Here is a 25,098-nt window from a genome sequence, read left to right as displayed (position 1 = left end):
TTGAAACATCAACATGAATGTATGATACATTGATGTTGCGGATCGAGACGGGAACATCTCAGTGATCACAGCCGCACAGATGCGCGCCGCACGAGCGCTGGCAGGCATCGACCAGAAGACGCTCGCCGAACTGGCGGGGGTTTCGGTGCCGACGATCCAGCGCATGGAAGCGAGCGAGGGCGTGGTGCGCGGCGTGGTCGACACGCTGACCAAGGTCATCGAGGCGCTTGATGCCGCCGGCGTCGAGCTGATCGGCGAGAGCGACAGCGGCGGCCGGGGCGTGCGCCTGAAGAAGAAGGCCTGAGCTCTTAACGATCCGCGTGATGTAGCCGCGACGGCGACCGCCGACAGTCCTGCCGACGATCCCGCCGCGTTGCGACGTGGTGGGATGATGGACGCAGGCAGCAAATCAGGGCAACAGGACCAGCACAGGCAGCCGAGCTTCGCGGAGCTGTTCACGCCGAAGCTGGTGACGGTCTTGCGCGAGGGTTATGGCGCAAGCCAGTTCAGGGCCGATGCGATTGCCGGGCTGACGGTGGCGATCGTGGCATTGCCGCTGTCGATGGCGATCGCCATCGCATCGGGCGTCTCGCCCGACAAAGGCCTGTTCACCGCGATCGTCGGCGGTTTCATCGTCTCGGCGCTCGGCGGCAGCCGTTTCCAGATCGGCGGGCCGGCGGGCGCCTTCATCGTGCTGGTGGCGGCGACGGTGGCGCGCGAGGGCGTCGAGGGCCTTTTGCTGGCAACGATGATGGCCGGCGTCATGCTGGTCGCGATCGGCTATCTCAGGCTCGGCACCTACATCAAGTTCATCCCCTACCCCGTCACGGTGGGCTTCACCGCCGGCATCGCCGTCATCATCTTCGCCAGCCAGCTGAGCGAGATGTTCGGCCTGACGCTGGCCGGCAAGGAACCGGGAGCGCTGCTGCCTAAGCTCGAGGCGCTGGCGCTGGCGGCACGCACGGCCAATCCGTCGGCGCTGGCGGTGACGGCGCTGACGATCGGCACCATCCTCGTGCTCAAGCGTGCCAGGCCGCACTGGCCCGGCATGCTGATCGCCGTCGGCGTGGCAGCGCTCGCCACGGCATTGCTGGCGTTGCCGGTGGAGACCATCGGCACGCGCTTCGGCGGCATTCCGCGCAGCCTGCCCTGGCCGTCCCTGCCCGCCTTCAGCGTGGACAAGGCGATGGCCGTGCTGCCCGACGCGGTGGCCTTTGCGCTGCTCGGCGCCATCGAATCCCTGCTATCGGCGGTCGTCGCCGACGGCATGACCGGGCGGCGGCACCGGTCCAATTGCGAGCTGGTGGCGCAGGGATTTGCCAATATCGGCTCGGCGCTGTTCGGCGGAATCTGCGTCACCGGCACCATTGCCCGCACCGCGACCAATGTGCGGGCCGGCGCGCATGGGCCGGTGTCGGGCATGCTGCATGCGTTGTTCCTGCTCGCCTTCATGCTGGTGGCAGCACCGCTCGCCTCCTACATCCCACTGGCGGCCCTGGCCGGCGTGCTTGCGGTCGTTGCCTGGAACATGGTCGAGAAGCAGGCCTTCGCGACGCTGATCCGCTCGTCATGGGGCGACGCGCTGGTGCTGATGGTGACGTTCCTCCTGGTGGTGTTCCGCGACCTGACCGAAGGCATCGTGGTTGGCTTTGCGCTGGGCTCCATCCTGTTCATCGACCGCATGGCCAAGAGCATCGCGGTGGAGAGCGACCGGCCGCTGGTGCAGGAGGACGTGGCCGACGCCAGCAATGGCAGCCGCCATGCCTATGAAGCGAGCGACGCCGGCGATGCCGACACGGTGATCTACCGCATCTCGGGAGCGTTCTTCTTTGGCGCGGCCTCGACCGTGGGAACCGTGCTGGATCGCATCGCCGACCAGCGCAAGAACTTCATCCTCGACTGCTCGGGCGTGCCGTTTCTCGATTCGACCGCCGCCAACGTGCTCGAAGGCGCCGCCCGCAAGGCACGGCAGGCAGGCGTCCGCTTCTTCATCACCGGAGCCTCGCCGCAGATGCGGCGGATGCTGATCAACCACGGCGTCAAGCATCCCGCCGTCAGCTACGCGGCCTCGGTGCGGGACGCGCAGGATTTGCTCAGGGGATAGGCCGCCGCGTTCCGAACCGTGGCGGCGCTCGACCTTCACGGCATGGCCACCACGTCGACGGCAGCAATGCTACTGGCGCATCGGAGATTTGCCCGTCAGCCGAACTTGCGCTGGGCGTCGAGGGCGAGGCCGAGGCCGACGGAGCCGAAGGCATCGCCCTGGACGATCCTGGCTTCCGGCACCAGCGCCAGGATGCTCTGGCGCGCCAGCGGAATGGCGGTCGAGCCGCCGGTGAGGAAGACGGCGGTGATGTCGCCGGCCCGCACCTGCGCTTCTTCAAGCGTATCGGCAACGGTGGCGGTGACGCGGCCGACCGCGGCGCGGATGGTGTCCTCCAGACCCTGCCGGGTCAGCAAGGCGGTGAACTTCGCTGCCGGCAGCGAGACGTCGATGGAGGCTTCGGCGGCATCGGTGAGCTCGATCTTGGCCTTTTCAACCCTGGTCGCCAAGGCATGGCCGAACCGCTGGTCGACGACCTCGATCAGCCGGTCGATGAGTTCGGGACGCTGTGCCTCGAAGCGGATCTGGCGCAGGTCGAGCTTGGCCTTGGGCGTGTAGAGCAGGTTGATGCGCTGCCACGTCGCCAGGTCGATGAAATAGCCGGCAGGCAGGTTGCGCTTGCCGTCCTTGGTCGGCGTGAGATAGCCGAGCTCGGGCATGACATGGGCGATCGAGAGCAGGCGGTCGAAATCGGTACCGCCGATGTGGACGCCGCGATTGGCCAGGATGTCGGCCTTGCGGTCGTTGGAGGCGGCGCGCTCGGGCGAGACGCGGACGATGGAGAAGTCGGAGGTGCCGCCGCCCATGTCGACGATCAGCGCCAGTTCCTCGCCCGTCACGGTGCGCTCGTAATCGAGAGCTGCGGCGATCGGCTCGAACTGGAAGTCGATGTGCTTGAAACCCTGTGCGCGGGCGGCCTTTTCGAGCTCGCCCTGGGCCGCGGCGTCGGCTTCGGGATTGTCGTCGACGAACTGGACCGGGCGGCCCATCACGACATTTTCGACCGGCTCGCCGACATGGCCCTCGAGGCGGTCCTTGAGATGGCCGACGAACATGCCGATGATGTCGGTGAAGGCGATCTGCCTGGCCTTGATGCGGGTCTTTTCATGCACCAGCGATGAGCCGAGCACGCTCTTGAGCGCGCGCATCAGGCGGCCTTCGGCGCCGTCGGTGTATTCGCCGATGGCGTGGCGGCCCAGTGCCGTCTGGTTGTCTTCGAAGTTGAAGAAGATGGCCGAAGGCAGCGTGACGTTTTCGCCCTCGAGCGCGACGAGGCGCGGGCGGCCGTTCTCGATAACGCCGACGGTGGAGTTGGAAGTGCCAAAGTCTATGCCGCCGAAAGCCGGTCGCATCGTCTCGTCCTGAATTTTTCTGCGTGATCGGGCGGCCGATCCAGTGAAAGGCCGCAGCGGGACCGAGCGCATACACGACGCGGCGGGCAATGTCGATGTCTGAGGCGCCTTCCGGCAAAATGTGATCGCTGGCCCAACGCCCGCGCCATTCCCCGGATACCGGTTTCGTGGCATAGAGCCGTCGATCAACCGACATCCAGGCCGTTCCCATGACGCTGACAGGATTTCTCGCCTATAGCGGCGCGCTTGCCATTGCCGCCGCCATTCCCGGCCCCGGCGTGACCGCGCTGGTGGCACGGGCGCTGGGCTCGGGCTTCCGCTCGTCGCTCGCCATGTCGCTGGGGCTGGTGGTCGGCGACCTGACCTACCTGACGGCAGTGGTGCTGGGTCTCGCCGTGGTGGCGCAGACCTTCGGCATGGTGTTCCTGCTGGTCAAGTGGCTGGGCGTCGCCTATCTCGCCTGGCTGGCCTGGAACTTCTGGAACAGCGGCATCACGCCCGAAACGATCGAGGCGAAGAAGGGCAAGGGCGGGCTGTTCTCGAGCTTCATCGCCGGCCTGACGGTGACGCTCGGCAACCCGAAGACGATGATCTTCTACCTGGCGATCACCCCGACGGTGGTCGACCTGCGCACGGTGACGCTGGCCGACTACGGCATCCTGGTGGCGATCACCATCGTGGTGCTGCTGATCGTGCTGGTGCCCTACCTGGCGCTCGCCTCGCAGGCGCGCTGGTTCCTGAAGACGCCGCGGGCGCTGAAGGCGCTGAACCGCACGGCGGCCGGCTTCATGGTCGGCGCGGCGGCGGCGATCGCCGTCCGCCAGTAGGCGGCGGACAGGAATTTCATTCCTTGCATTCGGCTTTCCCGGAAACACGTTTCCGGGAAATGGCCCTAATCAGCACGACGCCCACTCGGAATTTGCCGTGCGACACCCTATCTTCGTCGCACCAATCTCAGGCAATTTCGGGAGCGAAATCAATGAACCAGCCCGTCACCTCCACGCGTGCGCCCGGTCGCGGCCGCATCTATGGCTCGATCACCGAAACCATCGGCGACACGCCGCTGGTGCGGCTGGACAAGTTCGCCAAGGAAAAGGGAGTGGTGGCGACCCTTTTGGCCAAGCTCGAGTTCTTCAACCCGATCGCCTCGGTCAAGGACCGCATCGGCGTGGCCATGATCGAGGCGCTGGAGGCCGACGGTCGCATCGAGCCGGGCAAGAGCACGCTGATCGAGCCGACCTCGGGCAACACCGGCATCGCGCTCGCCTTCGCCGCCGCCGCCAAGGGCTACAAGCTGATCCTGACCATGCCCGAGACGATGTCGATCGAGCGCCGCAAGATGCTGGCGCTGCTCGGCGCCGAACTGGTGCTGACCGAAGGCGCCAAGGGCATGAAGGGCGCCATCGCCAAGGCCGAGGAGCTGGTGCAGACCATTCCGAACGCCATCATCCCGCAGCAGTTCGAGAACCCGGCCAACCCCGAGATCCACCGCTCGACGACGGCGGAGGAAATCTGGAACGACACGCAGGGCTCGGTCGACATCTTCGTGGCCGGCATCGGCACCGGCGGCACCATCACCGGCGTCGGCCAGGTGATCAAGGCTCGCAAGCCGTCGCTGCACGTGGTTGCCGTCGAGCCGGAGGGATCGCCGATCCTGTCGGGCGGGCAGCCCGGCCCGCACAAGATCCAGGGCATCGGCGCCGGCTTCGCGCCGAAGGTGCTGGACACCACCATCTATGACGAGATCGTCAAGGTCTCGAACGAGGATGCGGTCGCCAACGCGCGGCTGGTGGCGCGGCTAGAAGGCGTGCCGGTGGGCATCTCCTCGGGGGCGGCGCTGCAGGCGGCCGTGGTCGTCGGCTCGCGGCCGGAAAATGCCGGCAAGAACATCGTCGTGGTGATCCCGTCCTTCGCCGAGCGCTATCTGTCGACGGTGCTGTTCGAGGGCCTCGGCGGCTAAGGGGCGACCTTCCCCCTCTTCTCTTCAGCGGGCGGCGAGAGCCGCCCGTTTTCGTTGCAGGAAGCGGCGGACGGCGGCATCGGTTTCGAGGCCGGTCGCCATCTCGTAGGCCTTGTCGGCGTCGGGAAACCTGCCGGCCAGCGACAGAAGCTCGGCGCGGGCGGCCCAATAGGGCTGGTACTGGCCGAGGCGGGCGTCATCGATGGCGTCGAGCAAGGCGAGGCCCGCTGCCGGGCCGACGGCATAGGCAACCGCGACCGCATGGTTGACGGCGACGACGGGCGAGGCGGTGATCGTCATCAGGCCGGCATAGAGGGTGGCGATCGCCGGCCAGTCGGTGCGGCCGGTGACGCGGCGCGCGGCATGGGCGGACTGGATCGCCGCCTCGATGCGGTAGCGGCCGATGCCGCCCAATGCGCCGGCGCGGCGGAGAAGCGCATCGGCTTCCGAGATCATGGTCTCGTCCCAGAGCCGCGTGTCCTGCTCGCTGAGCGGGACGAACTCGCCGCCGGCATCACGGCGCGAAGCACGACGGGCCTCGGCGTGCAGCATCAGCGACAACAGCCCGGCCGCCTCGCCCTCGCCGGGCATCAGTTCGGCCAGCAGGCGCCGAGCCAGATGGCTTCGGAAGCAAGGTTGCGGCGGCGGGATTCGGTGCCGGCCGGATCGGCCCAGCCTTCGGCGAAGGCGGCATAGACCGCCTCCAGCACGGCCGAGAGCCGCTCGCCGAGCTCCGCCGCTTCGGGAACGCGGAAGGGGATGCCGGCCTGGCGGATGCGCGCCTTGGCCCGGACCAGGCGCTGGCCCATGGTGGCGGGCGAGACCAGGAAGGCCGAGGCGATGGCGGCGGCATCGAAGCCGAGGATCGCCTGCAGGATCAGCGGCGCGCGCACGCCCGGGTCGATCGCCGGATGGGCGCAGGCGAAGATCAGGCCGAGGCGGTCGTCGGGGAATTTTTCGCGCGCCATCTCCTGTTCCAGCTCCTCGCCGATAAGGCGCAGATGGTCCTGGCCGGCCTCGCCGGCGATGCGCCGCCGCTGCTGGTCGATGGCGCGGCGGCGCGCGACGGTCAGAAGCCAGGCCTCGGGATGACTTGGCACGCCGGTCACCGGCCATTTGACGAGTGCCGCGGCAAAGGCGTCGGCGAGCGCATCCTCGGCCCCGGCGACGTCGCGGCTGCGCGCGGCCAAACAGGCGACCAGCCGGCCATAACTCCGGCCGGCAGCGGCTTCGGCTGCCGCCCGCGCCCGGTCCGCGGCAGAGGCCATGCCTAGCGGGTCGGCCAGACGGGCCGCACTTCGATGGTGCCGTTGCTGGCGCTGGGGCAGCGTGCCGCCCAGTTGAGCGCGGCATCGAGATCGGGCGCCTCGATGACGTAGAAGCCGCCAAGCTGTTCCTTGGTGGCGGCGAAGGGGCCGTCGAGAACTTCGGTCTTGCCGTCGCGGACCCGCACGACGGTGCCGGTGGCCGAAGGCTGCAGGCGCTCGCCCGAGACCAGCGCGCCGGCCTTGATCAGCGCCTCGTTGTAGGCGGCATAGGGCGCGCCCATCTGCCTTGCCTCTTCGGGGCTGGGAACCTCGCCGGTCTCTTCGAAGTGGATGAGAAGCATGTACTGCATCGTCGTCTCCTGCGTTTCCAACCCGCTTCGTCGCGGGGCAAACGGATGTCGCCCGACGGAGCTCGATTTCGACAGGCGCCGGAGACTTTTTCGTCCAGGCAGGGGTTTTCGGCAAGGGCCGCGCAGGAGCCGGGCGCTGGACGCTCCGGCTCCGCGCAGCGCGTTGCTCAACCGAGCAGCGAGCGCACCCGCTTTTCGCCGCCGGCCTTGCGCCAGGCATTGAAGCGGTGGGTGGCGGCGGCGAACGAGATCTTCATCGCGCGGGCCACCGAATAGCGCGAGCTGCCCTCGTCGAACATGCGGTAGCAGCACTCGACGCCGTCGGGCGTCAGCTTGCCGTCGCAGGTCTTGTTGTGCGGATTGGCCGGGTCGAATTTTTCCGGCTGCGGCTCGAGCATGCCCTTGAGGCGCGCGAGATCCGCTTCGATGCTGGCGATCAGCTCGAGCACGGGCTTGGGGTCGATGTGATGCGCGTGCTGCCTGGCCGCCATGGTGCATTCCTTCTATCAGGTGAGATTAGGCTATATAGCCAAACATTGGGCTATAACAAGGAACGTCGTTTCATCGCCCGGCGCGTGCGGCAAAAAAGTCACGCGCCGCATCCGCGCATTGACCGGTGCGCGGCAAATGCCTAGTTTAGAATTATTCTAAACTGAAAGATTCGCCCATGTTGTCCCGTGTCTTCGGCTTCGGCCGCCGCGCCTTCGATTCCCTGTCCGAGCAGGAGATCCTGGCCCTCGCAATATCGTCTGAGGAAGACGACGGCCGCATCTACCGCGCCTATGCCGATGGCTTGCGCGACGAGTTTCCGCAATCGGCCAAGGTGTTCGACGCCATGGCCGAGGAGGAGGACGGCCATCGCGCCGCGCTGATCGAGCTGCACCGCGCCCGCTTCGGCGAGCGCATTCCGCTGATCCGGCGCGAGCATGTCCGCGGCTATTACGAGCGCAAGCCCGACTGGCTAGTGCGGCCGCTCGGCATCGACAAGGTCCGCGACCAGGCCGAGGAGATGGAGCGCCAGGCCTACCGCTTCTATGTCGAGGCGATGAAGCGGACGAGCGACGCCTCGACCCGCAAGCTGCTTGGCGACCTCGCCGCGGCCGAGCAGAGCCACGAGACGCTGGCCCAGCGCCTCGGCGACAAGCTCGTGCCGGAGGACGTCAAGGACGAGGAAAGGGTGGGCGAACGGCGCCAGTTCATCCTGACCTATGTCCAGCCGGGCCTCGCCGGCCTGATGGACGGCTCGGTCTCGACGCTGGCGCCGATCTTTGCCGCCGCCTTCGCCACGCAGGACACCTGGCAGACATTCCTCATCGGCCTGTCCGCCTCGGTCGGCGCCGGCATCTCGATGGGCTTCACCGAAGCCGCCCACGACGACGGCAAGCTGTCGGGCCGCGGCTCACCGCTCAAGCGCGGCCTCGCCTCCGGCATCATGACCGCCGTCGGCGGCCTCGGCCACGCGCTGCCCTATCTGATCCCGCATTTCTGGACCGCCACGACGGTCGCGGCGATCGTCGTGTTCTTCGAGCTCTGGGCCATCGCCTACATCCAGAACCGCTTCATGGAGACGCCGTTCCTGCGCGCCACGTTCCAGGTGGTGCTCGGCGGCGCGCTGGTGCTTGCGGCAGGCGTGCTGATCGGGAATGCGTAACCACGCCACCCCCTCATCCGGCCGCTTCGCGGCCACATCTCAATCCAGAGTGATGCCGCCAGGACGTACGCCTGGCGGCATCACTCTAGAGTGCCAATTTTCCACCCAAAATACTTGCCGATCATATCCTTTCACTGGCTCCTAAATCAAAATAGCTATGCGCTTGGATAGCTCCAATATGCGATTGACGACCATCAAATGAAGATTAATTTTTAAAGAAACTTTCCAGTCTGCAAAACACTTCTCATCTGTTGATTTTGCAGTGGAGGCAGTTGATGTTGAGCCAGAGTTTTTCTGAATTTGAAGCAATCGCGATAGGCGAAAAAAACCTTAAAATAGAACCCTATACTTCAATAGAAATACTAGAATCTATATGGGAAAAGTTCGACATACCCGTTCCACGGGTAGCTCTGTTCCCGCAGGCAAGCGCGAAGTTTGGCAATCTCCGCAAGATCTTCAAGGTCGTTGAGAGTGGAGAGGTCGACGCGATAGTGCTCACGGACGAACGGCACCTCCCTGCCCTGGAGGATTTCCGAAGCGCTCGAAATCTTGGCTTGGTACCAGTTATCAACGTGACGGGTGGATACAGCCACGTCCCGGACGTCGATTTCGACATCGCCGATCCCAACGCGCTCATGAGGACGGCTGCCACTATCCGGAAGTTCTCGGAGAGAAGGGCACGGCTGTCGCCCAAATTCCTGCTGGTGGAGACTCCAGCGGCCAGGATGGTCGCTCATCTGTTCGTTTCCGGCGAACCGCTCACGCCGGTGCGGGATTCCAGCTCCAGATATTTCCATGCCATGAAAGGATTTCTCGACACCCATTCTACAAGGCTGATCGCGGAAGCTCTCGCAAATCGGGGGTGGCTCGAACGACAATTCGTCGACCGACACCACCAATGTGACAGCTGTGGCTCACACAGGCTGGTGGTGAGGGAAGAATGCCCAAAGTGCCGGTCGGCCAATCTGGATGAGTCGCCGCTGATCCATCACTATAGCTGTGCGCAACTCGGCCCCGAGGCAGAATTCCGAAATGGCAACGCTCTTGTCTGCCCCAAATGCCGCAAGCAGTTGCGTAACTACGGGAAGGACTATGACAAGCCCGGAAATGTGCAGGTATGTGGTGGATGCCGCTATGCGACGTCCGAGCCGGCTATCGGGTTCGTGTGCCAGGATTGCGGCGCGGGGGTCGACGGCCAAAGGGTAACCCGGGTCGATGTGTTCTCGTATGCGTTGTCGGAATATGCCACGCTCCAACTGACCAATCGGGCCAGCCAGCTGCTGCTTTCGCCGCCGCAACTGAAAGACTGTCCGGATGGGCTGCATAAGGAGCTGCGCTCTTTGACGAATGAACTCCCGGCACGGCAGGATTGCGTCGTTGCCGAACTGGTCTACGAGGCGCAAGACACCATTGTGGGCAGGAGCGGAGAGGCCATATTTTCCTCCCTTCGCAGGTTGTTCACCGAAAATCTTCAGGGCTATCTGGCAGGAATGGCCACAGTCCACTCGTCACTGGACCGCGATTTCGTCCTCTTTTACCACCTCACGCAATCCGACAGGGACGGCGACGCACAAGTCATCCTCAACATGTGCGAGGCAGTCCTGTCGGATCACCTGCAGCCGAGGCTACGCATCCTGTGGGGTGCTTCGGATGGGGCAAGCGGTTGACCGATGTCGAATTAAGCATCTCGCTTCTGCTTTCGCAGACGCTGTCGAGCATCGTGGCGATATTCTGGTACACGTTGTTGTTCGACCTGCCCCGTTATGCCCTGCCCTTCGCCGCAGTAGCGCTAAGCCAGCGTAGGGAACCATCGAGCGTCAATGCGGCTCCATTGTTCGACAATGCGCCCCGCAAAGTAAGCGTCGTCCTGATCGGACACAACGAGGCCAATTCCATTCGGGCATGCGTCCGCTCGCTCAGGGAACAGTCCTTTCCAGATTTCGAGATCGTGATTGTGAGCGACGGCTCGACCGACCGGATGAGCCAGGTGGCGCGCGAGATCGTCGGCTCCGGAGATGCAACCTGCATTCTGGCGACGGACGTCAGGGGCGGGAAGTCAAGCGGCGTAAACCTCGCCTGCAAGGTCGCGCAGGGCGACATCATCATAAACGTCGATTGCGACTGCTCGTTCGACCGGTTCGCCATTGAGGCGCTGTTGCAGGCTTTTGACGACCCTCGTGTCGGGGCGGCCTGTGGCGACATCGCCCCCCGCAACGCGAGTGCGACGCTGATGACGCAAATTCAGGAAATCGAGTATCTGGAATCCATATCCGTGGGCAAGCGCTTCAGCGGGTCGCTGGAGCAGGTAACATGCTGTTCGGGGGCGTTCGGAGCATTTCGCCGCGAAGCGCTGGTCCAGGTTGGTGGTCTTGACGTCGGCGGGGGTGAAGACCTCGATGTCACCATTCGCATGCGCCAGGCAGGGTGGCGCATTGCCTTCGTGCCCGATGCACTCTGCTACACCGACGTTCCCGAGTCCGTTTATGCCTACATCCGGCAGCGCTTGCGGTGGGAGCGGGACGCCTTCTGGCTCAGGTTCCGGAAGCATCGCCGGTTGCTCAACCCTTTTGGGCAAAATTTCCGCCCGGCGGAGGCATTGCATCAGTGGGACTTCGCCCTGTTCGGCGTCGCCAGCGCAGTCATGTTCCCCATCTACCTGCTCTGGCTCGCCGCGAATTACGGACTTGATGCGATCTCAATCCTGGTTTCCCTGCAACTGGCACTGCTGGTGCTGGATGCAGCGATGCTCGGTCTCGCCAGCCGGATAACCGGCCGCGCCGCCTTTGCACGAAACGCACCCTTCCTGCCTGCCTATTCGCTGTTCATGTCGTATGTCATGCGCTTCGTGCGACTGAGCGCCTATATCGACGAGTGGTTTCTCTCGGGCTCGCATCGCGACAATTACGTGCCGGCAAAAGTGCGCCTGCTTAGGCCATGGTGACCAATGCAACACATCCGCAAAAGGACACTGCTAGACAATCTCGACAAACAGCAAAGATCGCATTCCGGCCGCATCGGCAGGACGATCTACCTCGCGCTGCTGGCCGGGTTTTTCCTGCTGATCGCGTACTACCTCGCTGGCAATCTGGTCCTCCTGTCAGCTGACGGGATCGTGCTCAACGAGAAGCGCGTGGTCGCCGCGAGCTATCCCGCCACCATCACCAAGGTCATGGTCAGCGAGGGCGACGTCGTCAAAAAAGGCGAATTGCTTGTCCAGCTCGAGTCGTTCGAAATGGTGAAGGAGATCGCGGACCTCTCCGTGCGATCCAGTGAACTCGTGGTGAAAGAAACCGAGTTGCAGGGGCAATCGACGACGATATCGACTCTGCTGCCGCTGGCGCAGCGGGCCTCGCGCGAAAGTGGCGAGACAGTCGCCAGGCTGGACACCGTCGCCAAGCGGGGGCTCATCCCCATGCGGGCACGCGACGATGCGGTAAGCACCAGCTTCCAAGCCGCCCAAAGACTTGCTGAGCTGACTGCGCAAGGCCTGGACAATCAGGCCCAGGTCCGGATGGTCCAGGCGTCACGGCAGGTTGCCGAGAGCGCGGTCGCAAAGCTGAAGGAAATATACGAGGACGGCAATATCCGTGCCCTCGATACCGGCGTGGTCGGCTCACGTGTCCCCGTTTCCGGCCAGTTCGTACGGCCGGGTGACGAACTTCTCCAGATAAATGGCGGACGATCATACATCCTGGCGTATCTGCCCGATGAATATCTGTTCCCGGTAACGGCAGGGATGAAGGTCGACGTCAGTGCCGGGAGCGAGCGCACCAAGGGCACCGTCGAAAGAGTCCTCCAGATTGCCGATGCGCTGCCGGCCGAATTCCAGAACATGCTGCGGCCAAGGGATCGCTCCAGGCTGATCCGGGTGGCGCTGCCAGAAGGCAATCCGTTCGCCGTTTCCCAAAAGGTGGTGATCCGCGGGTGTATCCTGGGATGGTGCTGGGTGAAGTGAGAGGCCGCGAATTTCGGCTGGCCGATCACCGCAGGCGACTTCGCCTTCTTCCCTGCCCGGCGAGACGACAGACCTCGTTTGCCAAGCGCCCTTCAGGCAGAATCTGGATCGGCCTTGTTTGAATCAAGAACGCCGAAATCTTGCGACTTCACCCCGGCGGTCGCTTCCAGGAAACCTTTTGCCGCCAATCCTCGACGCAACAATCAACGTCATCGAGATCGCAGGGGAGATCCAGATCGAAAACCTCCACGAGCCGGCGCCGACGTCATCGCCTACGACGGCACCCAGCGTGTCCGTCCCGTCTCCACCAAGGCTATCGCCGGACGCCGTGATCGAGACGACCAGGACGCCGACGCCGCGCAGCGGCAACCCCGAGCGGTGGCTGGCGGCCCTGCTCAATGCGATTCCAGGCTGGAAGGGCCGTTACGAAACCGTCGGCGGCCGTCACCGGCATCATCGACGACGGCTGCTGGTCACCCCTCAACCGCAAGACGCTCGACATGCCGGACCGCTTTCCCCTGGTCACGACCGTAAGCAGACTCGCCGGCACGGCTGCTGTGCTTGCCGCAAAGGAGTACAACTTTTCCCATATTTGCATTTTCGTCCAATAGGCAGTGCGCCTGCGCCGCGGCGGTCAGCGGATAAGTTCCAAAGATCGGCGGCGTGACCTTGCCGCTCGCCACCAGCGGCCAGACGTGCCGCCCTACAGCGCGCGCCAGTCGACTTTTCTCTTCCACCGACTTGGGTCTCATTGTCGAGGACGTCAAAGTGAGTCCCTTCATCATGATGACGGTCAAGTCGACCTCCACGAGAGCGCTTTCCATGAAGGCAATGCTGACATGGCGGCCACCGGGCGCCAGAACAGCCAGATTGCGACTGATGTAGCTGCCGCCGACAATATCCAGGACGACATCCACACCGCGATTGCCGGTTACCCTTCGGCCAATCTCGACAAAATCCTCGCTGCGGTAATCAATGGCTACGTCGGCTCCCAGCGCTCGCAGGAACTGCGTCTTTTCGGGACCGCCAGCCGTGGCCAAGACGGTCGCACCAGCAGCCCGCGCCAATTGAATGGCCAGGGTTCCGACGCCGCTGGCGCCACCGTGGATGAGTACCGTATCGCCGGGAGCAAGGCATCCGCGCTCGAACAGGTTGTGCCACACTGTGAAGGCTGCCTCAGGCAGTGCCGCGCCGGCGACATGGTCGAGCCCGGCTGGTATCGGCAGACAGTGGCCCGCGTGGGCAAGGCAATACTCGGCGTAGCCACCGCCAGATACCAGTGCTGCAATCGATGTTCCCACCATCGACGGAGCAACACCTGGACCCGCAGCAACGATCTGACCGGAAATCTCCAGACCAAGCACATCGGTGACCCCCGCCGGCACCGCAATTGCACCACGACGCTGCGCAATGTCGGGCCTGTTGACCCCGGCGGCCTCGACGCGGACGAGAACCTCTCCTGCCCCCGGATGGGGCAAGGGCCGTTCGACCAGCGCCAGAACCTCCGGCCCGCCAGGACGGGACGCGACCACAGCCTTCATCATCTTCGGCAAAGTTGTCACTGCGAATACCTGCTATCGTTGAATTGGGCGCAGGGACCGACAGCCTCACCATCCCACCCTGCGATTTCCTGCTCACAGTTTTGACAAGGCTTCCGACGTCGGTACATTCGTGAATATCGGCCCCCAGCATCGGATAAACTGATCGAGGACCGCCAAGGGGCCGATCAAACTGGAAAGGCCAGTGTCATCGGGTCGAGCATGAAATCCACCTGTTCGCCGCTCACCAAACCGCGCTCCACCGCAAGTTCAGCCACCTTTCGATCCAGCCGAAGCGCGTCATTGGCCAATTCAGCGCAGCGGCTATACCCGATCAGCGGCACCAGCGCGGTGGCCGAGCCCACGCTGGCTTCGAGATGCGTCCGGCAACGCCCAGCGTCAGCTTCGATGCCCCGCACGCATTGCTTATCCAGTGTGCGAATTGCGGCCTCCAGCATTTGCATCGAGAAATGCAGATTGAAAGTTATCAGCGGCTCCATGGCGTTGAGCTGAAGCTGGCCGGCCTCCGAAGCCATGGTGACGGCGATATCGTTGCCGATGATCTGGAAGCAGACCTGATTGACGACTTCCGGTATGACGGGATTGACCTTGCCTGGCATGATCGACGAACCGGGTTGCACTGCCGGCAGCCGGATTTCGCCGAGGCCGCCGCGAGGCCCACTCGACAGCAAACGCAAGTCGTTCGAAATCTTAGAGAGCTTTGTGGCGAGCCGCTTCAGCATGGCGGAGAAAAGGACGAATGCCCCCATATCCCAGCTGGCCTCGACCAGGTTGGCAGCCGGCGTCAGCCTGTGACCGCTGATCGCCGAAAGCTCATTCAGCGCGATCCCGGCATATCCCTTGGGCGCGTTCAGACCAGTACCGATAGCCGTGCCGCCGAGGTTTACCTCAGCCAGCAGCGGCAACATCTCGCGGAGCCGGGAAACATCCTCATGCAGCGCCGTTGCAAATGCCGAAAATTCCTGGCCGAGCGTCATCGGCACCGCATCCTGCAGCTGGGTACGGCCAAGCTTGGCGATCTTTGCGAAAACCGCTGCACGCTCCTCGAACGAGGCAACCAGCGAGCAAAGCGCCTGATCGAGGTCGCCATGAGCCAAAAGCAGCGACAGGCGCACCGCGGTAGGGTAAGCATCGTTGGTCGATTGCGACCGGTTGACGTCATCATTGGCGTGAACCGGTTCATTTGCGCCGCGCACACCGCCAAGCCTCTCATTGGCAAGATTGGCGATGACCTCGTTGGCATTCATGTTGACCGACGTGCCGGCCCCGCCCTGGACGGGGTCAAGCGGAAAGGCATCGAAATGGCCGCCGGCGATCACCGCGTCGCAGGCACTTGAGATGGCGTCGCATTTTTCGTGTGACAGCAAGCCAAGGCGGGCATTGGCGCGGGCGGCAGCCTGCTTGGTCATGGCCAGCGCCACGATGAGATGCGGAAAACGGCCGAGTGTCATGCCTGAGATTTGGAAGTTTGTCCGTGCGCGCTCCGTTTGAGGCCCCCACAAGGCATCGAAGGGCACATCCACATGCCCAAGGGTGTCATGTTCGCGTCGAAACCGAATTTCCATTTCCAGACCCTCACGCAAGCCCCAGGCGATATCTGGATTGCTGCCAACAGGCTTAGGACGGCGCTCCCAAGCCTGCCATTCGCAAAAGACTAAGCTGAAGAACGGCGAAAACGATCAGGTACCGTTTCGCGCGTCTGGAACAATGGACTTTACGATCTTCGGCTTCGGAAAAACCAAATGGCGCCGGTGCAGCCCGGTCGGGTAACTGGAACGAACTTCAACGAGCCATAGCTCGGGATCAATGTCCATTCAGCGCGCCACGGAAATACTTGATCGGCTTGTCGCCTTCCCGACCATCAGCCGGACCTCCAATCTCGACCTGATACACTTCGTCAGCGATTTCCTGGTCAAGCTCGGCATCAAGGCCCAGATCGTCCACAATCAGGAAGGCACCAAGGCCAATATTTATGCGACGCTCGGACCGGCCGAGGTTGCTGGCGTGCTTTTGTCTGGCCATACAGATGTCGTGCCGACGGAAGGTCAGGCCTGGAGCACCGATCCGTTCCGGATGACCCAGCAGGGCGACCTTCTTTACGGACGCGGAACGGCTGACATGAAGGGTTTCATCGCCTGCGTGCTGGTGCTGTTCGAGGAATATGCGGCGCGCGGCTTCAACCGTCCCCTGCATCTGGCCTTCAGCTATGACGAGGAAATCGGCTGCGTGGGGGTGCGGCGGCTGATTGACCTGCTGGCCAACAGTTCATACCGCCCTTCCATGTGTGTGATCGGCGAACCGACCAGCATGCAGACAGTGGTCGCACACAAGGGCAAGGTCGCGGGCCGGATCAACTGCACCGGGCGCGAATGCCACTCCAGCCATGCCCCTGAAGGGTTGAACGCCATTTACCTCGCGACCGACATGGTGGGCACGCTGCGTGCACTTCAGGACGAACTGCTAACAAGCGGCGCACGCGACCCGGACTTCATCGTGCCGTTTACGACCGTTCACGTTGGCATCATCAACGGCGGGACCGCGCTCAACATAGTACCCAACCGTTGCAGCATCGACTTCGAGATCCGCAACATTCCGACCGACGATGCGCAGCCGCTGCTCGACCGTCTGACCGATCGGGCTATGGAATTGTCAAGCCAGGCGCAGTCGCGCTTTCGCGACTCCGGCGTGGCGCTCGAAATCGTCAACGCCTACCCTGGTCTCAACACCCAGCCGGACGCTGCCGTGGTTCAGGAGATTCAAAGATACACCAATGGCGGCAAGCTCGGGAAAATAGCCTTCGGCACCGAAGGCGGACTGTTTCACGAGCGGCTAGGCATACCGACGGTCGTTTGCGGCCCCGGCGACATTCGCCAAGCACACAAGCCGGACGAATTCATCAGCCTCGACCAGATGACCCAGTGCATGTCGATGCTGCGCAGACTGGCCGACGACCTAACAGCATAGCCTCAAGGCATCGGCGCCATGCCCGGCAGATTGACGGAGGTCATGAGCTCGCGACAATGCTCTTCGAACCTCTCCGTGGCACGCGTCTTGCGCAGGCCTTTGAGCGTAGCGATACCGAGCACCATGGGGGGATGGTCTCCCGCCAGCGGCACGTAGGCGAGTTGCTTTCCATTGACGGCGGCCATGTTCATGGGACGCGCGGTCATGAGCGAGTAGCCAAAACCGCAAGCCACGAAACTGCGAACGGTTTCGGGCGAAACGGACCGTGCGGTAATGTTCGGGGCAATGCCATGCGTTACGAACAGATTGAGGAAATATTCCTTGCTCAGCGGCATGTCCAACAAGATGAACGGCTTATCTGCCAGCGCCGACAACTCGATCGATTTCTCTCGGGCAAGCGGATCATCAGCCTGCAGCAGGATATAGGTGGGCAATTCGGCCAGCGGTTCGAACGCAATGTCATCGGTCAGGTGAATCGCATAGGTCAGCGCCAAGTTGATCTCGGCACGCCGCAACTTGGCAATCAGCGCTGCCTCGTCGTCTTCGCTGACCTGCAGCTTGACGGCGGGATACTGGGAAAGAAACCCTTTGCACAATTCAGGAATGAGCATCGGCGCCAGGGTGCGGAACGAGCCGACCTGCAACGGACCGGAAACCGACTTGGCCACTTCGTCGGCAATGCCATGAAGGTCCTCCGCCTGTTGCAAAAGCGCCTTGGCGGCATGCAAAAGACGTCTGCCGGCCGGCGTCAGGGACAATCCCTGGGCATGATGCCGAACGAAGAGCTGGAGGCCGAATTCCACCTCGAGCTGCGAGATCGCAGCCGAGATCGAAGGCTGGGAGACATTGATGCGTTCCGACGCAAGGGTCACCCCGCCTACCTCGCCCGCAGCCACGAAATAGGCGAGCTGCCGTAACGTAAATCGCATTGAAAAGGTACGCAAATCCAGATCGTTCACGAGGCCCTGAGCTAGGTTCGTATTCAAGCTAGGTATTCCTCGCGGCGTCGATCGGACGATTGCGTAAGAAACCACCGCGAACGATGGCGGCTACAAATTTTGCTGTCAAGGCGTCATCACTGACTTACATATCGCCGGGAACTCCGTAGGACGGCGCGACGGATGGGTCGATCCCGCGCGACACGTAAGCGTCCAGTTGCGGCTCCCACAATTCCCACAACCTGGAGAGTTCACCGATAGGATCGGCCTCATGCCAATCCACGCGCAGGTCGGCCACAGGCCACGCTACCTCGCGCACCAGCAGCATGCCGACCGAATGGACCGGCCCCTCTTCACCCCCTGCTGCCAGTGCCGCCCGCATAGCCCTGATCAGGCGGCTGCCGAGCGATCCGCGCTCAACTGCCATAAATGCATCGACCATCTTCTCGGGAACCGCCGCATTGGACAGCAGATTGCCGGCGGCCACGACGTTTGGCGCAATCACGGTTCGGTGGGTGCCGAGCGTGTTGCTGCCAGAAAAGGCGGCTCCATCACCATTGCCATCGACCAGCGCGAGCTGGCGATACTGGAGGTGTCGGGCTTGTGACTTGATGCGTTCGAGCGCGTCGCCAGCACTCAGTCCAGACGCCATAAGGTCGAGGCCAAGTGGGCCGAGGGTGGGGTCGGTAATGTTTTGGGTGGCAACGACGCCGACGCCAGCCCGTGCATGAGCACAGCGCGCCGCGACGCACGGGCTGGACGACGAAACCGCGATGCCAAACATTCCAGTTGTTGCGCAGCGGGCCGAAATCGAAAAGGTCAACTGTTCAGCCTCCGGGTCAGGCGGCGTCGGGGATGACCGCGGTCACCTCGATTTCGACGACCCATTCTGGACGCGCAAGCGCTGGGACTACGATGCCGGTAGAGCAAGGGAAAACGCCCTTCAGCCACTTTCCCATTTCCTGATAGACCGCTTCGCGATAGCGGATGTCGGTGACATAGACGACGATGCGACAGATGTGGGCCATTTCGCTGCCCGCTTCCTCAAGCAACATCTTGATGTTTTGCATCGTCTTGGCGGTTTGCGCGCCGGGGTCGCCGACATGCAGGCATTCACGCGTATCGAGGTCCTGGGAAACCTGGCCGCGAAGGAAGACCGTGGTGCCGCGGGCGACTACACCTTGCGAAAGATCGTTGTCGAGCTTCTGTTCTGGATAGGTGACGCGGGTGTTGAACGGGCGCAGGCGCTGGTGGATCATGACTGAGGTTCTTTCACAACATCGAGGGACACCTGCGCCAGCCGGAGGACCGGCTGGCGCGAGACGATTGAAACGGTGCTACTTCGCCGCCGCCGCAAAATTCTGCGGACCGTAGACGCGGTCCGACAATCCGGCCGCTTCCTTGGTGAAGCGCAATGGCTCCTTCCAGTCGAAGTTATTGTAAACGGCAGCGAGGTGCGCGAAGGGCGGGGCCTGTGCGAAGAGCTGGAAGGTCAGGCGATGTCCGGCGTAGTCGGAGTTCAGCAAATCGCGCGCGAAGGCGAGAAGCTTGCGCCGATCCTCGGCGTACCAGTTGTCATTCAGCGTGTAGAACTTCTCGAGCCATTTGCCAGCCTCAGGATCACGGAAGCTGGCGTAGTCCGGCGTGATGCAGATCTGGCCGCCGCAAAGCTCGCGGGCGATGTGCATCATGTGGTGGAGCTGCGAGCAGGCAAGCACGCGACCGGCCATCAGCAACGATTGGTTCGGCATCAGCAACCCAGCAGGGCTGGGTTCGGCAGTGGCGATTGCCGCCGTCAGATGGGCATTGATACCTTCGCGATAGCAGGCCAGCGTAGCGAGCTTTTCCTGAACCGCCTGCTGCTTTTCAAGGCCGGTCTGGCGCACGTTCCACAACGCCGCACCGATCATCAGGTCAGCAAGCTTCTGGTTGCGCTGGACAAATGCGAAGGCCGAGTAGCGATGCAAGGTCGAGCGGATGAACTGTGCTGCCTTGGTGTACTGGTAAAACAGTACATTCTCCCACGGGATCAGCACATTGTCGTAGATGACCAGGGTATCGACCTCGTCGACGCGGTTGGACAGGGGATAGTCCTCGGCCGGCGCGCGTCCGGCAAAGCCGGTTCGGGCAATGAAGCGAAGATTCGGCGACGAGAAATCGCAGACGAAGCCGACCGCATAGTCCGACAGCTTGTCGTCGCCCCAGTTGGCGATCGTCGGCTTGGTGAAGGCCTGGTTGGCATAGGCCGCAGCGGTCTCATACTTTGCACCGCGGACAATAATGCCGGCGTCCGTCTCCTTGACCACATGCAGGAGCATGTCGGGATCCTGGTCCTGCGGCCGCTTCGAGCGGTCACCCTTGGGATCGGTATTGGCCGAGACGTGGAAGGGATCGTTGCGCAGAACCGTGTTGATGTGGCGCTCGATGTTCACCGCAAAGCGCGGGTCGACATCGTTGAGCATTTCGCGGCCGTCGAATAGCGACCACATCTCACCGACGGTCTCGTCACCGACGCGAGTGACAATGCCCCGCGCCTCGTCAAGGACGGTATCGGTGGAGCGGCGCTTGTCGTGCCAATCCTGCTGCGTATAGGGCAGCTTCAAGCCGACCGCGAAACGCTCGCCGCCTTCTTCGTAGGACATGACCGAGCTGTGCTTGGGGTCATGCGCCATATCGTAGATGCGAGCCCGTATGTCGACGATTGGCTTGAACATCGGGTGTGACGTGACATCTTTGACACGTTCACCGTTGATCCAAACCCGCCGGCCATCCCGGATCGAATCCCGATATTGATTACCGGTTCTGATCATCGATACGCCTTTCTCTTGGGTACTGTCTTGCTTCCGGCCGACCGCTAGCTGTTCAGCGGCAAGGTGGACGGATGGCAATATGCGCGTCGGCAATGCGCCAGCGGCGCGCTTTCGGTGGCGGTCACATCCACCACCCGGCCGACAAAAATCGTATGGGTTCCAACGTCGTGGCCGCTATCGACGACGCAGTCGAAGGTGCTTGCCGCATCCGGCAGGCGGGCCGAACCTGTCACTGTCGACTGCCATTCGGCGCAGCGGAAATCGAAGGCCTCGCCTTCGCGCGGATGCCCAGCGAAGACATCCGAAATATCGCCCTGGTGAACAGCCAGGAGATTGACGCAGAACACGCCGTTTTCCCTGATTGCCGCGCATGCCGGGCTACGGCGGTTGACGCACACCAACAGCATCGGCGGATCGGCAGACACCGACGCCATCGCGCTGACCGTGACGCCGAAGGTGCCGGCGGGACCGTCCGTGGTAACGACATTGACGCCGGTGACAGCGCCGCTCATGGCGCCGACGAATGCCCCGCGATCAACCGTCGGAAACTCCTGGCCAGCGGCCGTGAACTCAGGACTTTTACTGTACGATGCTTGGAGGGTCGACATTTTGCGTGTCTCTCGAAGTTTTCATTGCCCTGTTCGATGGGTAAATAGTGCCGCAAAAAGCATCATTTTTATAATAGAACTTGAGTATCCCTTGGTTCGGTATTCCTGATGCAGCCATGCCAAAACAGGCGTCAGCTAGCGCGCAATCTCTGCACGATCGCTTCAACGGCGATTTCGTATCCGGACGGGCCAAGCCCGATCAGGCACCCGGTAACGGCCTGGGAAATGAAGGAATGATGGCGCATCGCCTCGCGCTTGAAGACGTTGCTGACATGCACCTGGAAGCTCGGGCCATCGAAGCTCGCCATCGCATCCATCAGCCCGATGGAGGTATAAGACAGGCTACCTCCATTGATGACGATGCCATGAGCCTTGCCACGCGCCTCGTGAATCCAGTCGATGAGCACACTTTCCGAGCTGGACTGGTTGAAACGAACCGTCACCCCGAGCAATTCAGCCTTGTTGCGGCAGCGCGCCTCGATGTCAGCAAGGGTGAGCCGGCCATAAGGACCGTTCGGGTCAAGGCCATACAGGTTGGTGTTGGGTCCATTGAGGACTTCGATATGCAATATGTCGGACATGTCGGTCACGCGCTCGCAATCATGCTTTGATCTTGGTGGGTTCGACCGGCGCCACACGGTCATACGGCTTGGTCGCAACCATCGACGCACGGGCATCGAAATCGGCGAACCAGCGCGCAGCCGCAGGACGCCCTGCGCGCCAGTCCAGTTCGGGAAAACGGAAGTCGAGATAGCCGAGAGCGCAACCGAAGCTGATGGTTCCGATCGTCGCTTCGCCTCCGATTTCGGGCAGCAAGGCTTCGATCCTGTCCAGCGCCGCCTCGACCTTGCGCAACTGCGCGGCGCGCCACTGCGGCGAACGCTCACCCTCGGGCCGCACCAGCATCTCATAACGGGCGAGCAATGCTGCATCGAGCAACCCGTCACCCAACGCCTGCTGCATCAGCGCCTGCCAATTGCGTTGTCCCTGTCGTCCAAAAAGCGTGGCGCTTTCGGCCTGGTCAGCGAGGTATTCGCAGATGACCCGGCTGTCGAACAGACACATGCCGTCGTTTGTCAGCAAAGCAGGGATCTTGCCGAGCGGGTTGACCGCAATGAGGTCCTCGTCGCCTGCGAGCGGCGTGGTGCCGCTCGTCACCAGCTCGATGCTGGAGACCAGCTGGACTTCGTGGGCAACCACCATGACTTTACGGACATAGGGAGAAGTGGGAGCGTAAAACAGCTTCAAGACAGGGACCCGCCTTTTGCAAGAGTTCTGAAATGGACTGCCGCGGCGAAGCCACTGGCCCGGCGAAATCGGCCCAGGCTGAACGAGGCGAGTTAGGGCTTTTGGTCTTCGGCGCCGATGCCACTGAGAGCGGCACGCGCCACCTCGACATCCTGGGCGCCCGTCCCCGATCCGACGCCGACGGCGCCGACACAGTGGCCGTCGATCAATATCGGCAAGCCGCCCTCGAGATTGGTGAGGCGGCCGCCGCCCGCAATCGCGAGCTTGATTTCATAGTTCGGATCGAGACGCGATGTGGGCTGGCGATGCGAGGCGGCCGTAATCGCCTTGGACATCGAGGTTTCGCGCGACAACAGTTTTGCCCCATCCATGCGCACAAACGCCAGCAGGTTGCCGCCATCGTCGACGATGGTGATGTTCTGGGGAACGTTGAGCGATTCAGCTTTGGCGACAGCGCTGGCGAGAGCCTTGAGCGCGCCGGCATGCGTGAGCTTCAATACAGGTCTGGTTGTCATGCCTACCTCCAAAGATGATGCCGGCCATGACGATCAGCCTGGCACGACATGTTCTTTGATAGGTATCCACCCAGGCCGTTAGATCTGTAAAATAGTATAGCTCGTGCCTATGGATCAATTTTTGCGATCTTGCGACGAAGCGGCACTAATCTGCGCAGTGGCGGATAAAATCGGCGAACAACGGCGCCTGTACCGACTCCACGACGCGCCAGCTCTCCAGTGCCAGCGAAACCAATCCCGAAGTGTCGATGGTGATCCGTCCCTGCGACAGAGAGCCCGGTTCATTGGGCCGGCGTATGACAACATCGTAGCCACCGCAGGCAGGCTTGAGCACGCTTGCGTGCCATGCCACGATCCTCTCCCCCGAGCGTAACACCGCGGCTGGCATCACTCCTAGCTCGACGGTCCAGGCATGGCCGAGCAATGAACTGGCGCCTTCGACATCGCCCGCCATGAGCAGATCGCGCACGCGCGTCGACGAGCATGTGGCGTCGTCCCACTGGACCTCCTCGACTGCCGTTACGGCGAAGCCGCGCAGTCGACCGACGCGCCGCAACAGATCCACGTCGCCGCGCCGCCTTCGGCCGAAGCGAAAATTGTGGCCAACAACCAGCCGTGACACCTTGAAACCGCCGACCAGGATCTCATCGATGAACTCTTCCGGCTCCTGGCCGGCGAAGGCGTGGTCGAAACGCGGGCTATACATGAACTCGACACCGAACCGGCCGAAAGCTTCAGCCTTGGTAGCAGGCGTACCAAGACGAAAGGCAGTGGAGTGCGGCGCAAAAAGCTGTCGCGGATGCGGCTCGACCGACATGACACCGATCGGGCTGCCACCTGCAAGTGCCGCAGCCCGGGCGGCAGCCATCAGCGCCTGGTGGCCGCGATGGAAGCCATCAAAATTTCCGAGCATCATGACGCCTGCTTGCAAATGAGCCGGCACGGTCGTTGCGTCGGTTAGCAGTTGCACCGGACCGCCGCATTGCTCGACGAAGGTCGCGCCATTGGCTTCATGCAAGTTGAGCCGCACAAGGGACTGCTGGCCGCGTCCGGCAAAGCAGCCGGGATACGGCGAAAAGAGTGCGTTTCGAGTATCGACCATCTTGTTCATGATCGAAAGCGTAGCCCAACGTCGCGCCTCGGGAAAATATCAAACAACAACCAACGGCATCAGCAATTCTGATCCAGCGGTCACAGCTCTGTCTCGGGCTCGATAACGGCAACCAGGCATGCGCTGCCCTTGCCCGGAGCAATATCGACCTCGGCGACGTCACGCACAACCAGCGTTTCGCCGGCCTCGATACGGCCAGCGTCTGCTGTGCATTCACCGCGCATCACGTGCACGACGAGCAGCCCGCCTGATGGAACCGACATGCCCGCTGCGTCAGCTCCACCGATCACGGCGACTCGCGCGTCCCAACGCCTGCGGCGCGTCATGACGTTCAGGACCTGCGTGGCGCCCCCCGGCAGCCGCGAAAAGGGCGCCAAGGCGCTGTCGAAACGGTAGGGCGACAGATGCTCCAACATCACCTCCCCCCCATCTTCGAAGCGAAGGACCAGCGGATTGTCACCGATGCGCGTAATCGTCCTGTCGATGCCCGGAAACGGCGAGAATTGAGATTCATCGACGATCGGCGCCCGGCTGATGCGGATATCAAAATTCTCGTGCGATGCGCCTTGCGGCAGCAAAAGAACGTCTTGGGTCACGCCCTTGCCGTTTTTCCAGGGCGTCGTTCGATAGTCCTGCTCGGACAACAATTCCAACATCAAAGATGCCTTTCTGCCGGCCAGGTTGCGCGACTGCCGACTATCCGCC

Annotated in this window: 24 protein-coding genes and 1 pseudogene; 9 read left to right on the top strand and 16 right to left on the bottom strand. The window is 62.7% G+C overall.

Annotated features, from left to right (window positions below; genetic code table 11):
• Nucleotides 1-61 precede the first annotated feature (61 nt).
• A complete protein-coding gene (locus tag GGR00_RS09055) occupies nucleotides 62-304 on the top strand; it encodes a helix-turn-helix domain-containing protein (RefSeq protein WP_055980943.1) in 243 nt (80 codons plus the stop codon).
• Between the two features lie 84 nt (nucleotides 305-388).
• Nucleotides 389-2,104, top strand: coding sequence for a SulP family inorganic anion transporter (locus GGR00_RS09050; RefSeq protein WP_156381363.1), 1,716 nt, complete (start codon nucleotides 389-391; stop codon nucleotides 2,102-2,104).
• Between the two features lie 95 nt (nucleotides 2,105-2,199).
• Here the strand turns inward: GGR00_RS09050 and GGR00_RS09045 are convergent, their stop codons facing one another.
• On the bottom strand, nucleotides 2,200-3,456 hold the full coding sequence (locus GGR00_RS09045) for an Hsp70 family protein (RefSeq protein ID WP_184699261.1): 1,257 nt from the start codon (nucleotides 3,454-3,456) through the stop codon (nucleotides 2,200-2,202).
• Between the two features lie 209 nt (nucleotides 3,457-3,665).
• Here GGR00_RS09045 and GGR00_RS09040 point away from each other — a divergent pair, with 209 nt between their 5' ends.
• Both GGR00_RS09040 and cysK read left to right on the top strand, forming a co-directional pair.
• Nucleotides 3,666-4,283, top strand: a complete 618-nt coding sequence (locus tag GGR00_RS09040) for a LysE family translocator (protein ID WP_055980948.1) — start codon at nucleotides 3,666-3,668, stop codon at nucleotides 4,281-4,283.
• A gap of 152 nt (nucleotides 4,284-4,435) precedes the next feature.
• Nucleotides 4,436-5,416, top strand: a complete 981-nt coding sequence (gene cysK / locus GGR00_RS09035) for a cysteine synthase A (protein ID WP_184699260.1) — start codon at nucleotides 4,436-4,438, stop codon at nucleotides 5,414-5,416.
• Nucleotides 5,417-5,440: 24 nt separating this feature from the next.
• On the opposite strand, the pseudogene GGR00_RS09030 reads toward cysK, so the two are convergent.
• From GGR00_RS09030 to GGR00_RS09020, 3 genes and pseudogenes are all read right to left on the bottom strand, one after another.
• Nucleotides 5,441-6,684, bottom strand: a pseudogene (locus GGR00_RS09030) (RNA polymerase sigma factor).
• Between the two features lie 2 nt (nucleotides 6,685-6,686).
• A complete protein-coding gene (locus GGR00_RS09025) occupies nucleotides 6,687-7,034 on the bottom strand; it encodes a YciI family protein (protein ID WP_055981055.1) in 348 nt (115 codons plus the stop codon).
• A gap of 167 nt (nucleotides 7,035-7,201) precedes the next feature.
• On the bottom strand, nucleotides 7,202-7,525 hold the full coding sequence (locus GGR00_RS09020) for a hypothetical protein (protein ID WP_183262890.1): 324 nt from the start codon (nucleotides 7,523-7,525) through the stop codon (nucleotides 7,202-7,204).
• Nucleotides 7,526-7,701: 176 nt separating this feature from the next.
• Between GGR00_RS09020 and mbfA the strand changes: the two genes are divergently transcribed.
• The 4 genes from mbfA to GGR00_RS09000 all read left to right on the top strand — a co-directional run bounded on the left by mbfA (nucleotide 7,702) and on the right by GGR00_RS09000 (nucleotide 12,640).
• On the top strand, nucleotides 7,702-8,685 hold the full coding sequence (gene mbfA, locus GGR00_RS09015; RefSeq protein WP_055980959.1) for an iron exporter MbfA: 984 nt from the start codon (nucleotides 7,702-7,704) through the stop codon (nucleotides 8,683-8,685).
• 275 nt (nucleotides 8,686-8,960) lie between these two features.
• Nucleotides 8,961-10,352, top strand: coding sequence for a TackOD1 domain-containing metal-binding protein (locus tag GGR00_RS09010; protein WP_184699259.1), 1,392 nt, complete (start codon nucleotides 8,961-8,963; stop codon nucleotides 10,350-10,352).
• Nucleotides 10,349-11,626, top strand: coding sequence for a glycosyltransferase family 2 protein (locus GGR00_RS09005; RefSeq protein ID WP_184699258.1), 1,278 nt, complete (start codon nucleotides 10,349-10,351; stop codon nucleotides 11,624-11,626). Before GGR00_RS09010 ends, GGR00_RS09005 begins: the two co-directional genes overlap by 4 nt.
• A gap of 3 nt (nucleotides 11,627-11,629) precedes the next feature.
• Nucleotides 11,630-12,640, top strand: a complete 1,011-nt coding sequence (locus GGR00_RS09000; RefSeq protein ID WP_055980974.1) for an HlyD family secretion protein — start codon at nucleotides 11,630-11,632, stop codon at nucleotides 12,638-12,640.
• Between the two features lie 473 nt (nucleotides 12,641-13,113).
• On the opposite strand, the gene GGR00_RS08995 is transcribed toward GGR00_RS09000, so the two are convergent.
• On the bottom strand, nucleotides 13,114-14,184 hold the full coding sequence (locus GGR00_RS08995; protein WP_184699445.1) for an NAD(P)H-quinone oxidoreductase: 1,071 nt from the start codon (nucleotides 14,182-14,184) through the stop codon (nucleotides 13,114-13,116).
• Nucleotides 14,185-14,366: 182 nt separating this feature from the next.
• Nucleotides 14,367-15,764 (bottom strand): aspartate ammonia-lyase, encoded by a 1,398-nt coding sequence (locus GGR00_RS08990; protein WP_184699257.1) that lies wholly within the window; start codon nucleotides 15,762-15,764, stop codon nucleotides 14,367-14,369.
• Between the two features lie 241 nt (nucleotides 15,765-16,005).
• On the opposite strand from GGR00_RS08990, the gene argE reads away from it, so the two are divergent.
• Nucleotides 16,006-17,163, top strand: a complete 1,158-nt coding sequence (gene argE / locus GGR00_RS08985) for an acetylornithine deacetylase (protein ID WP_184699256.1) — start codon at nucleotides 16,006-16,008, stop codon at nucleotides 17,161-17,163.
• A gap of 2 nt (nucleotides 17,164-17,165) precedes the next feature.
• Here the strand turns inward: argE and GGR00_RS08980 are convergent, their stop codons facing one another.
• The 10 genes from GGR00_RS08980 to GGR00_RS08935 form a co-directional block, all read right to left on the bottom strand.
• Entirely contained in the window at nucleotides 17,166-18,149 is a 984-nt protein-coding gene (locus tag GGR00_RS08980; protein WP_244487803.1) for a LysR family transcriptional regulator, read from the bottom strand.
• Nucleotides 18,150-18,246: 97 nt separating this feature from the next.
• Nucleotides 18,247-18,924, bottom strand: a complete 678-nt coding sequence (locus GGR00_RS08975; protein ID WP_184699255.1) for a DUF1028 domain-containing protein — start codon at nucleotides 18,922-18,924, stop codon at nucleotides 18,247-18,249.
• 16 nt (nucleotides 18,925-18,940) lie between these two features.
• The gene (locus GGR00_RS08970) at nucleotides 18,941-19,360 is read right to left on the bottom strand and encodes a RidA family protein (RefSeq protein ID WP_055973758.1); all 420 of its coding nucleotides are present in this window, start codon (nucleotides 19,358-19,360) and stop codon (nucleotides 18,941-18,943) included.
• A 78-nt stretch (nucleotides 19,361-19,438) separates the two neighbouring features.
• Nucleotides 19,439-20,911: a 4-hydroxyphenylacetate 3-hydroxylase family protein gene (locus GGR00_RS08965; protein WP_055973756.1), complete on the bottom strand. Its 1,473-nt coding sequence runs from the start codon at nucleotides 20,909-20,911 to the stop codon at nucleotides 19,439-19,441.
• Nucleotides 20,912-20,955: 44 nt separating this feature from the next.
• Entirely contained in the window at nucleotides 20,956-21,519 is a 564-nt protein-coding gene (locus tag GGR00_RS08960) for a flavin reductase family protein (protein WP_082496498.1), read from the bottom strand.
• Nucleotides 21,520-21,650: 131 nt separating this feature from the next.
• Complete coding sequence (locus GGR00_RS08955; RefSeq protein ID WP_055973792.1) at nucleotides 21,651-22,100, bottom strand: type II 3-dehydroquinate dehydratase; 450 nt, start codon at nucleotides 22,098-22,100, stop codon at nucleotides 21,651-21,653.
• Nucleotides 22,101-22,119: 19 nt separating this feature from the next.
• On the bottom strand, nucleotides 22,120-22,767 hold the full coding sequence (locus GGR00_RS08950; protein WP_184699254.1) for a glutathione S-transferase: 648 nt from the start codon (nucleotides 22,765-22,767) through the stop codon (nucleotides 22,120-22,122).
• A gap of 92 nt (nucleotides 22,768-22,859) precedes the next feature.
• A complete protein-coding gene (locus GGR00_RS08945; protein WP_055973748.1) occupies nucleotides 22,860-23,282 on the bottom strand; it encodes a GlcG/HbpS family heme-binding protein in 423 nt (140 codons plus the stop codon).
• 145 nt (nucleotides 23,283-23,427) lie between these two features.
• Complete coding sequence (locus GGR00_RS08940; protein ID WP_184699253.1) at nucleotides 23,428-24,393, bottom strand: hypothetical protein; 966 nt, start codon at nucleotides 24,391-24,393, stop codon at nucleotides 23,428-23,430.
• An 80-nt stretch (nucleotides 24,394-24,473) separates the two neighbouring features.
• Nucleotides 24,474-25,049 (bottom strand): HutD/Ves family protein, encoded by a 576-nt coding sequence (locus GGR00_RS08935; RefSeq protein WP_184699252.1) that lies wholly within the window; start codon nucleotides 25,047-25,049, stop codon nucleotides 24,474-24,476.
• Between the last annotated feature and the right edge of the window lie 49 nt (nucleotides 25,050-25,098).

The organism is Aminobacter aganoensis (genome assembly GCF_014206975.1).
Classification (GTDB): domain Bacteria; phylum Pseudomonadota; class Alphaproteobacteria; order Rhizobiales; family Rhizobiaceae; genus Aminobacter; species Aminobacter aganoensis.
This window is presented reverse-complemented; position numbering and strand designations above follow the sequence as displayed.

What these genes read in the sequence shown, in the direction of transcription:
- GGR00_RS09040 (WP_055980948.1), top strand. Translation starts at nt 3,666, where the DNA reads ATGACGCTGACAGGATTTCTCGCCTATAGCGGCGCGCTTGCCATTGCC.
- GGR00_RS08990 (WP_184699257.1), bottom strand. Translation starts at nt 15,764, where the DNA reads ATGGAAATTCGGTTTCGACGCGAACATGACACCCTTGGGCATGTGGAT.
- GGR00_RS09000 (WP_055980974.1), top strand. Translation starts at nt 11,630, where the DNA reads ATGCAACACATCCGCAAAAGGACACTGCTAGACAATCTCGACAAACAG.
- GGR00_RS08955 (WP_055973792.1), bottom strand. Translation starts at nt 22,100, where the DNA reads ATGTCCGACATATTGCATATCGAAGTCCTCAATGGACCCAACACCAAC.
- GGR00_RS09010 (WP_184699259.1), top strand. Translation starts at nt 8,961, where the DNA reads ATGTTGAGCCAGAGTTTTTCTGAATTTGAAGCAATCGCGATAGGCGAA.
- GGR00_RS08960 (WP_082496498.1), bottom strand. Translation starts at nt 21,519, where the DNA reads ATGTCGACCCTCCAAGCATCGTACAGTAAAAGTCCTGAGTTCACGGCC.
- GGR00_RS08945 (WP_055973748.1), bottom strand. Translation starts at nt 23,282, where the DNA reads ATGACAACCAGACCTGTATTGAAGCTCACGCATGCCGGCGCGCTCAAG.
- GGR00_RS09020 (WP_183262890.1), bottom strand. Translation starts at nt 7,525, where the DNA reads ATGGCGGCCAGGCAGCACGCGCATCACATCGACCCCAAGCCCGTGCTC.
- mbfA (WP_055980959.1), top strand. Translation starts at nt 7,702, where the DNA reads ATGTTGTCCCGTGTCTTCGGCTTCGGCCGCCGCGCCTTCGATTCCCTG.
- GGR00_RS08995 (WP_184699445.1), bottom strand. Translation starts at nt 14,184, where the DNA reads ATGATGAAGGCTGTGGTCGCGTCCCGTCCTGGCGGGCCGGAGGTTCTG.
- GGR00_RS08970 (WP_055973758.1), bottom strand. Translation starts at nt 19,360, where the DNA reads ATGATCCACCAGCGCCTGCGCCCGTTCAACACCCGCGTCACCTATCCA.
- GGR00_RS08935 (WP_184699252.1), bottom strand. Translation starts at nt 25,049, where the DNA reads ATGTTGGAATTGTTGTCCGAGCAGGACTATCGAACGACGCCCTGGAAA.
- argE (WP_184699256.1), top strand. Translation starts at nt 16,006, where the DNA reads ATGTCCATTCAGCGCGCCACGGAAATACTTGATCGGCTTGTCGCCTTC.
- GGR00_RS09045 (WP_184699261.1), bottom strand. Translation starts at nt 3,456, where the DNA reads ATGCGACCGGCTTTCGGCGGCATAGACTTTGGCACTTCCAACTCCACC.
- GGR00_RS08940 (WP_184699253.1), bottom strand. Translation starts at nt 24,393, where the DNA reads ATGAACAAGATGGTCGATACTCGAAACGCACTCTTTTCGCCGTATCCC.
- GGR00_RS09025 (WP_055981055.1), bottom strand. Translation starts at nt 7,034, where the DNA reads ATGCAGTACATGCTTCTCATCCACTTCGAAGAGACCGGCGAGGTTCCC.
- GGR00_RS09050 (WP_156381363.1), top strand. Translation starts at nt 389, where the DNA reads ATGATGGACGCAGGCAGCAAATCAGGGCAACAGGACCAGCACAGGCAG.
- cysK (WP_184699260.1), top strand. Translation starts at nt 4,436, where the DNA reads ATGAACCAGCCCGTCACCTCCACGCGTGCGCCCGGTCGCGGCCGCATC.
- GGR00_RS08965 (WP_055973756.1), bottom strand. Translation starts at nt 20,911, where the DNA reads ATGATCAGAACCGGTAATCAATATCGGGATTCGATCCGGGATGGCCGG.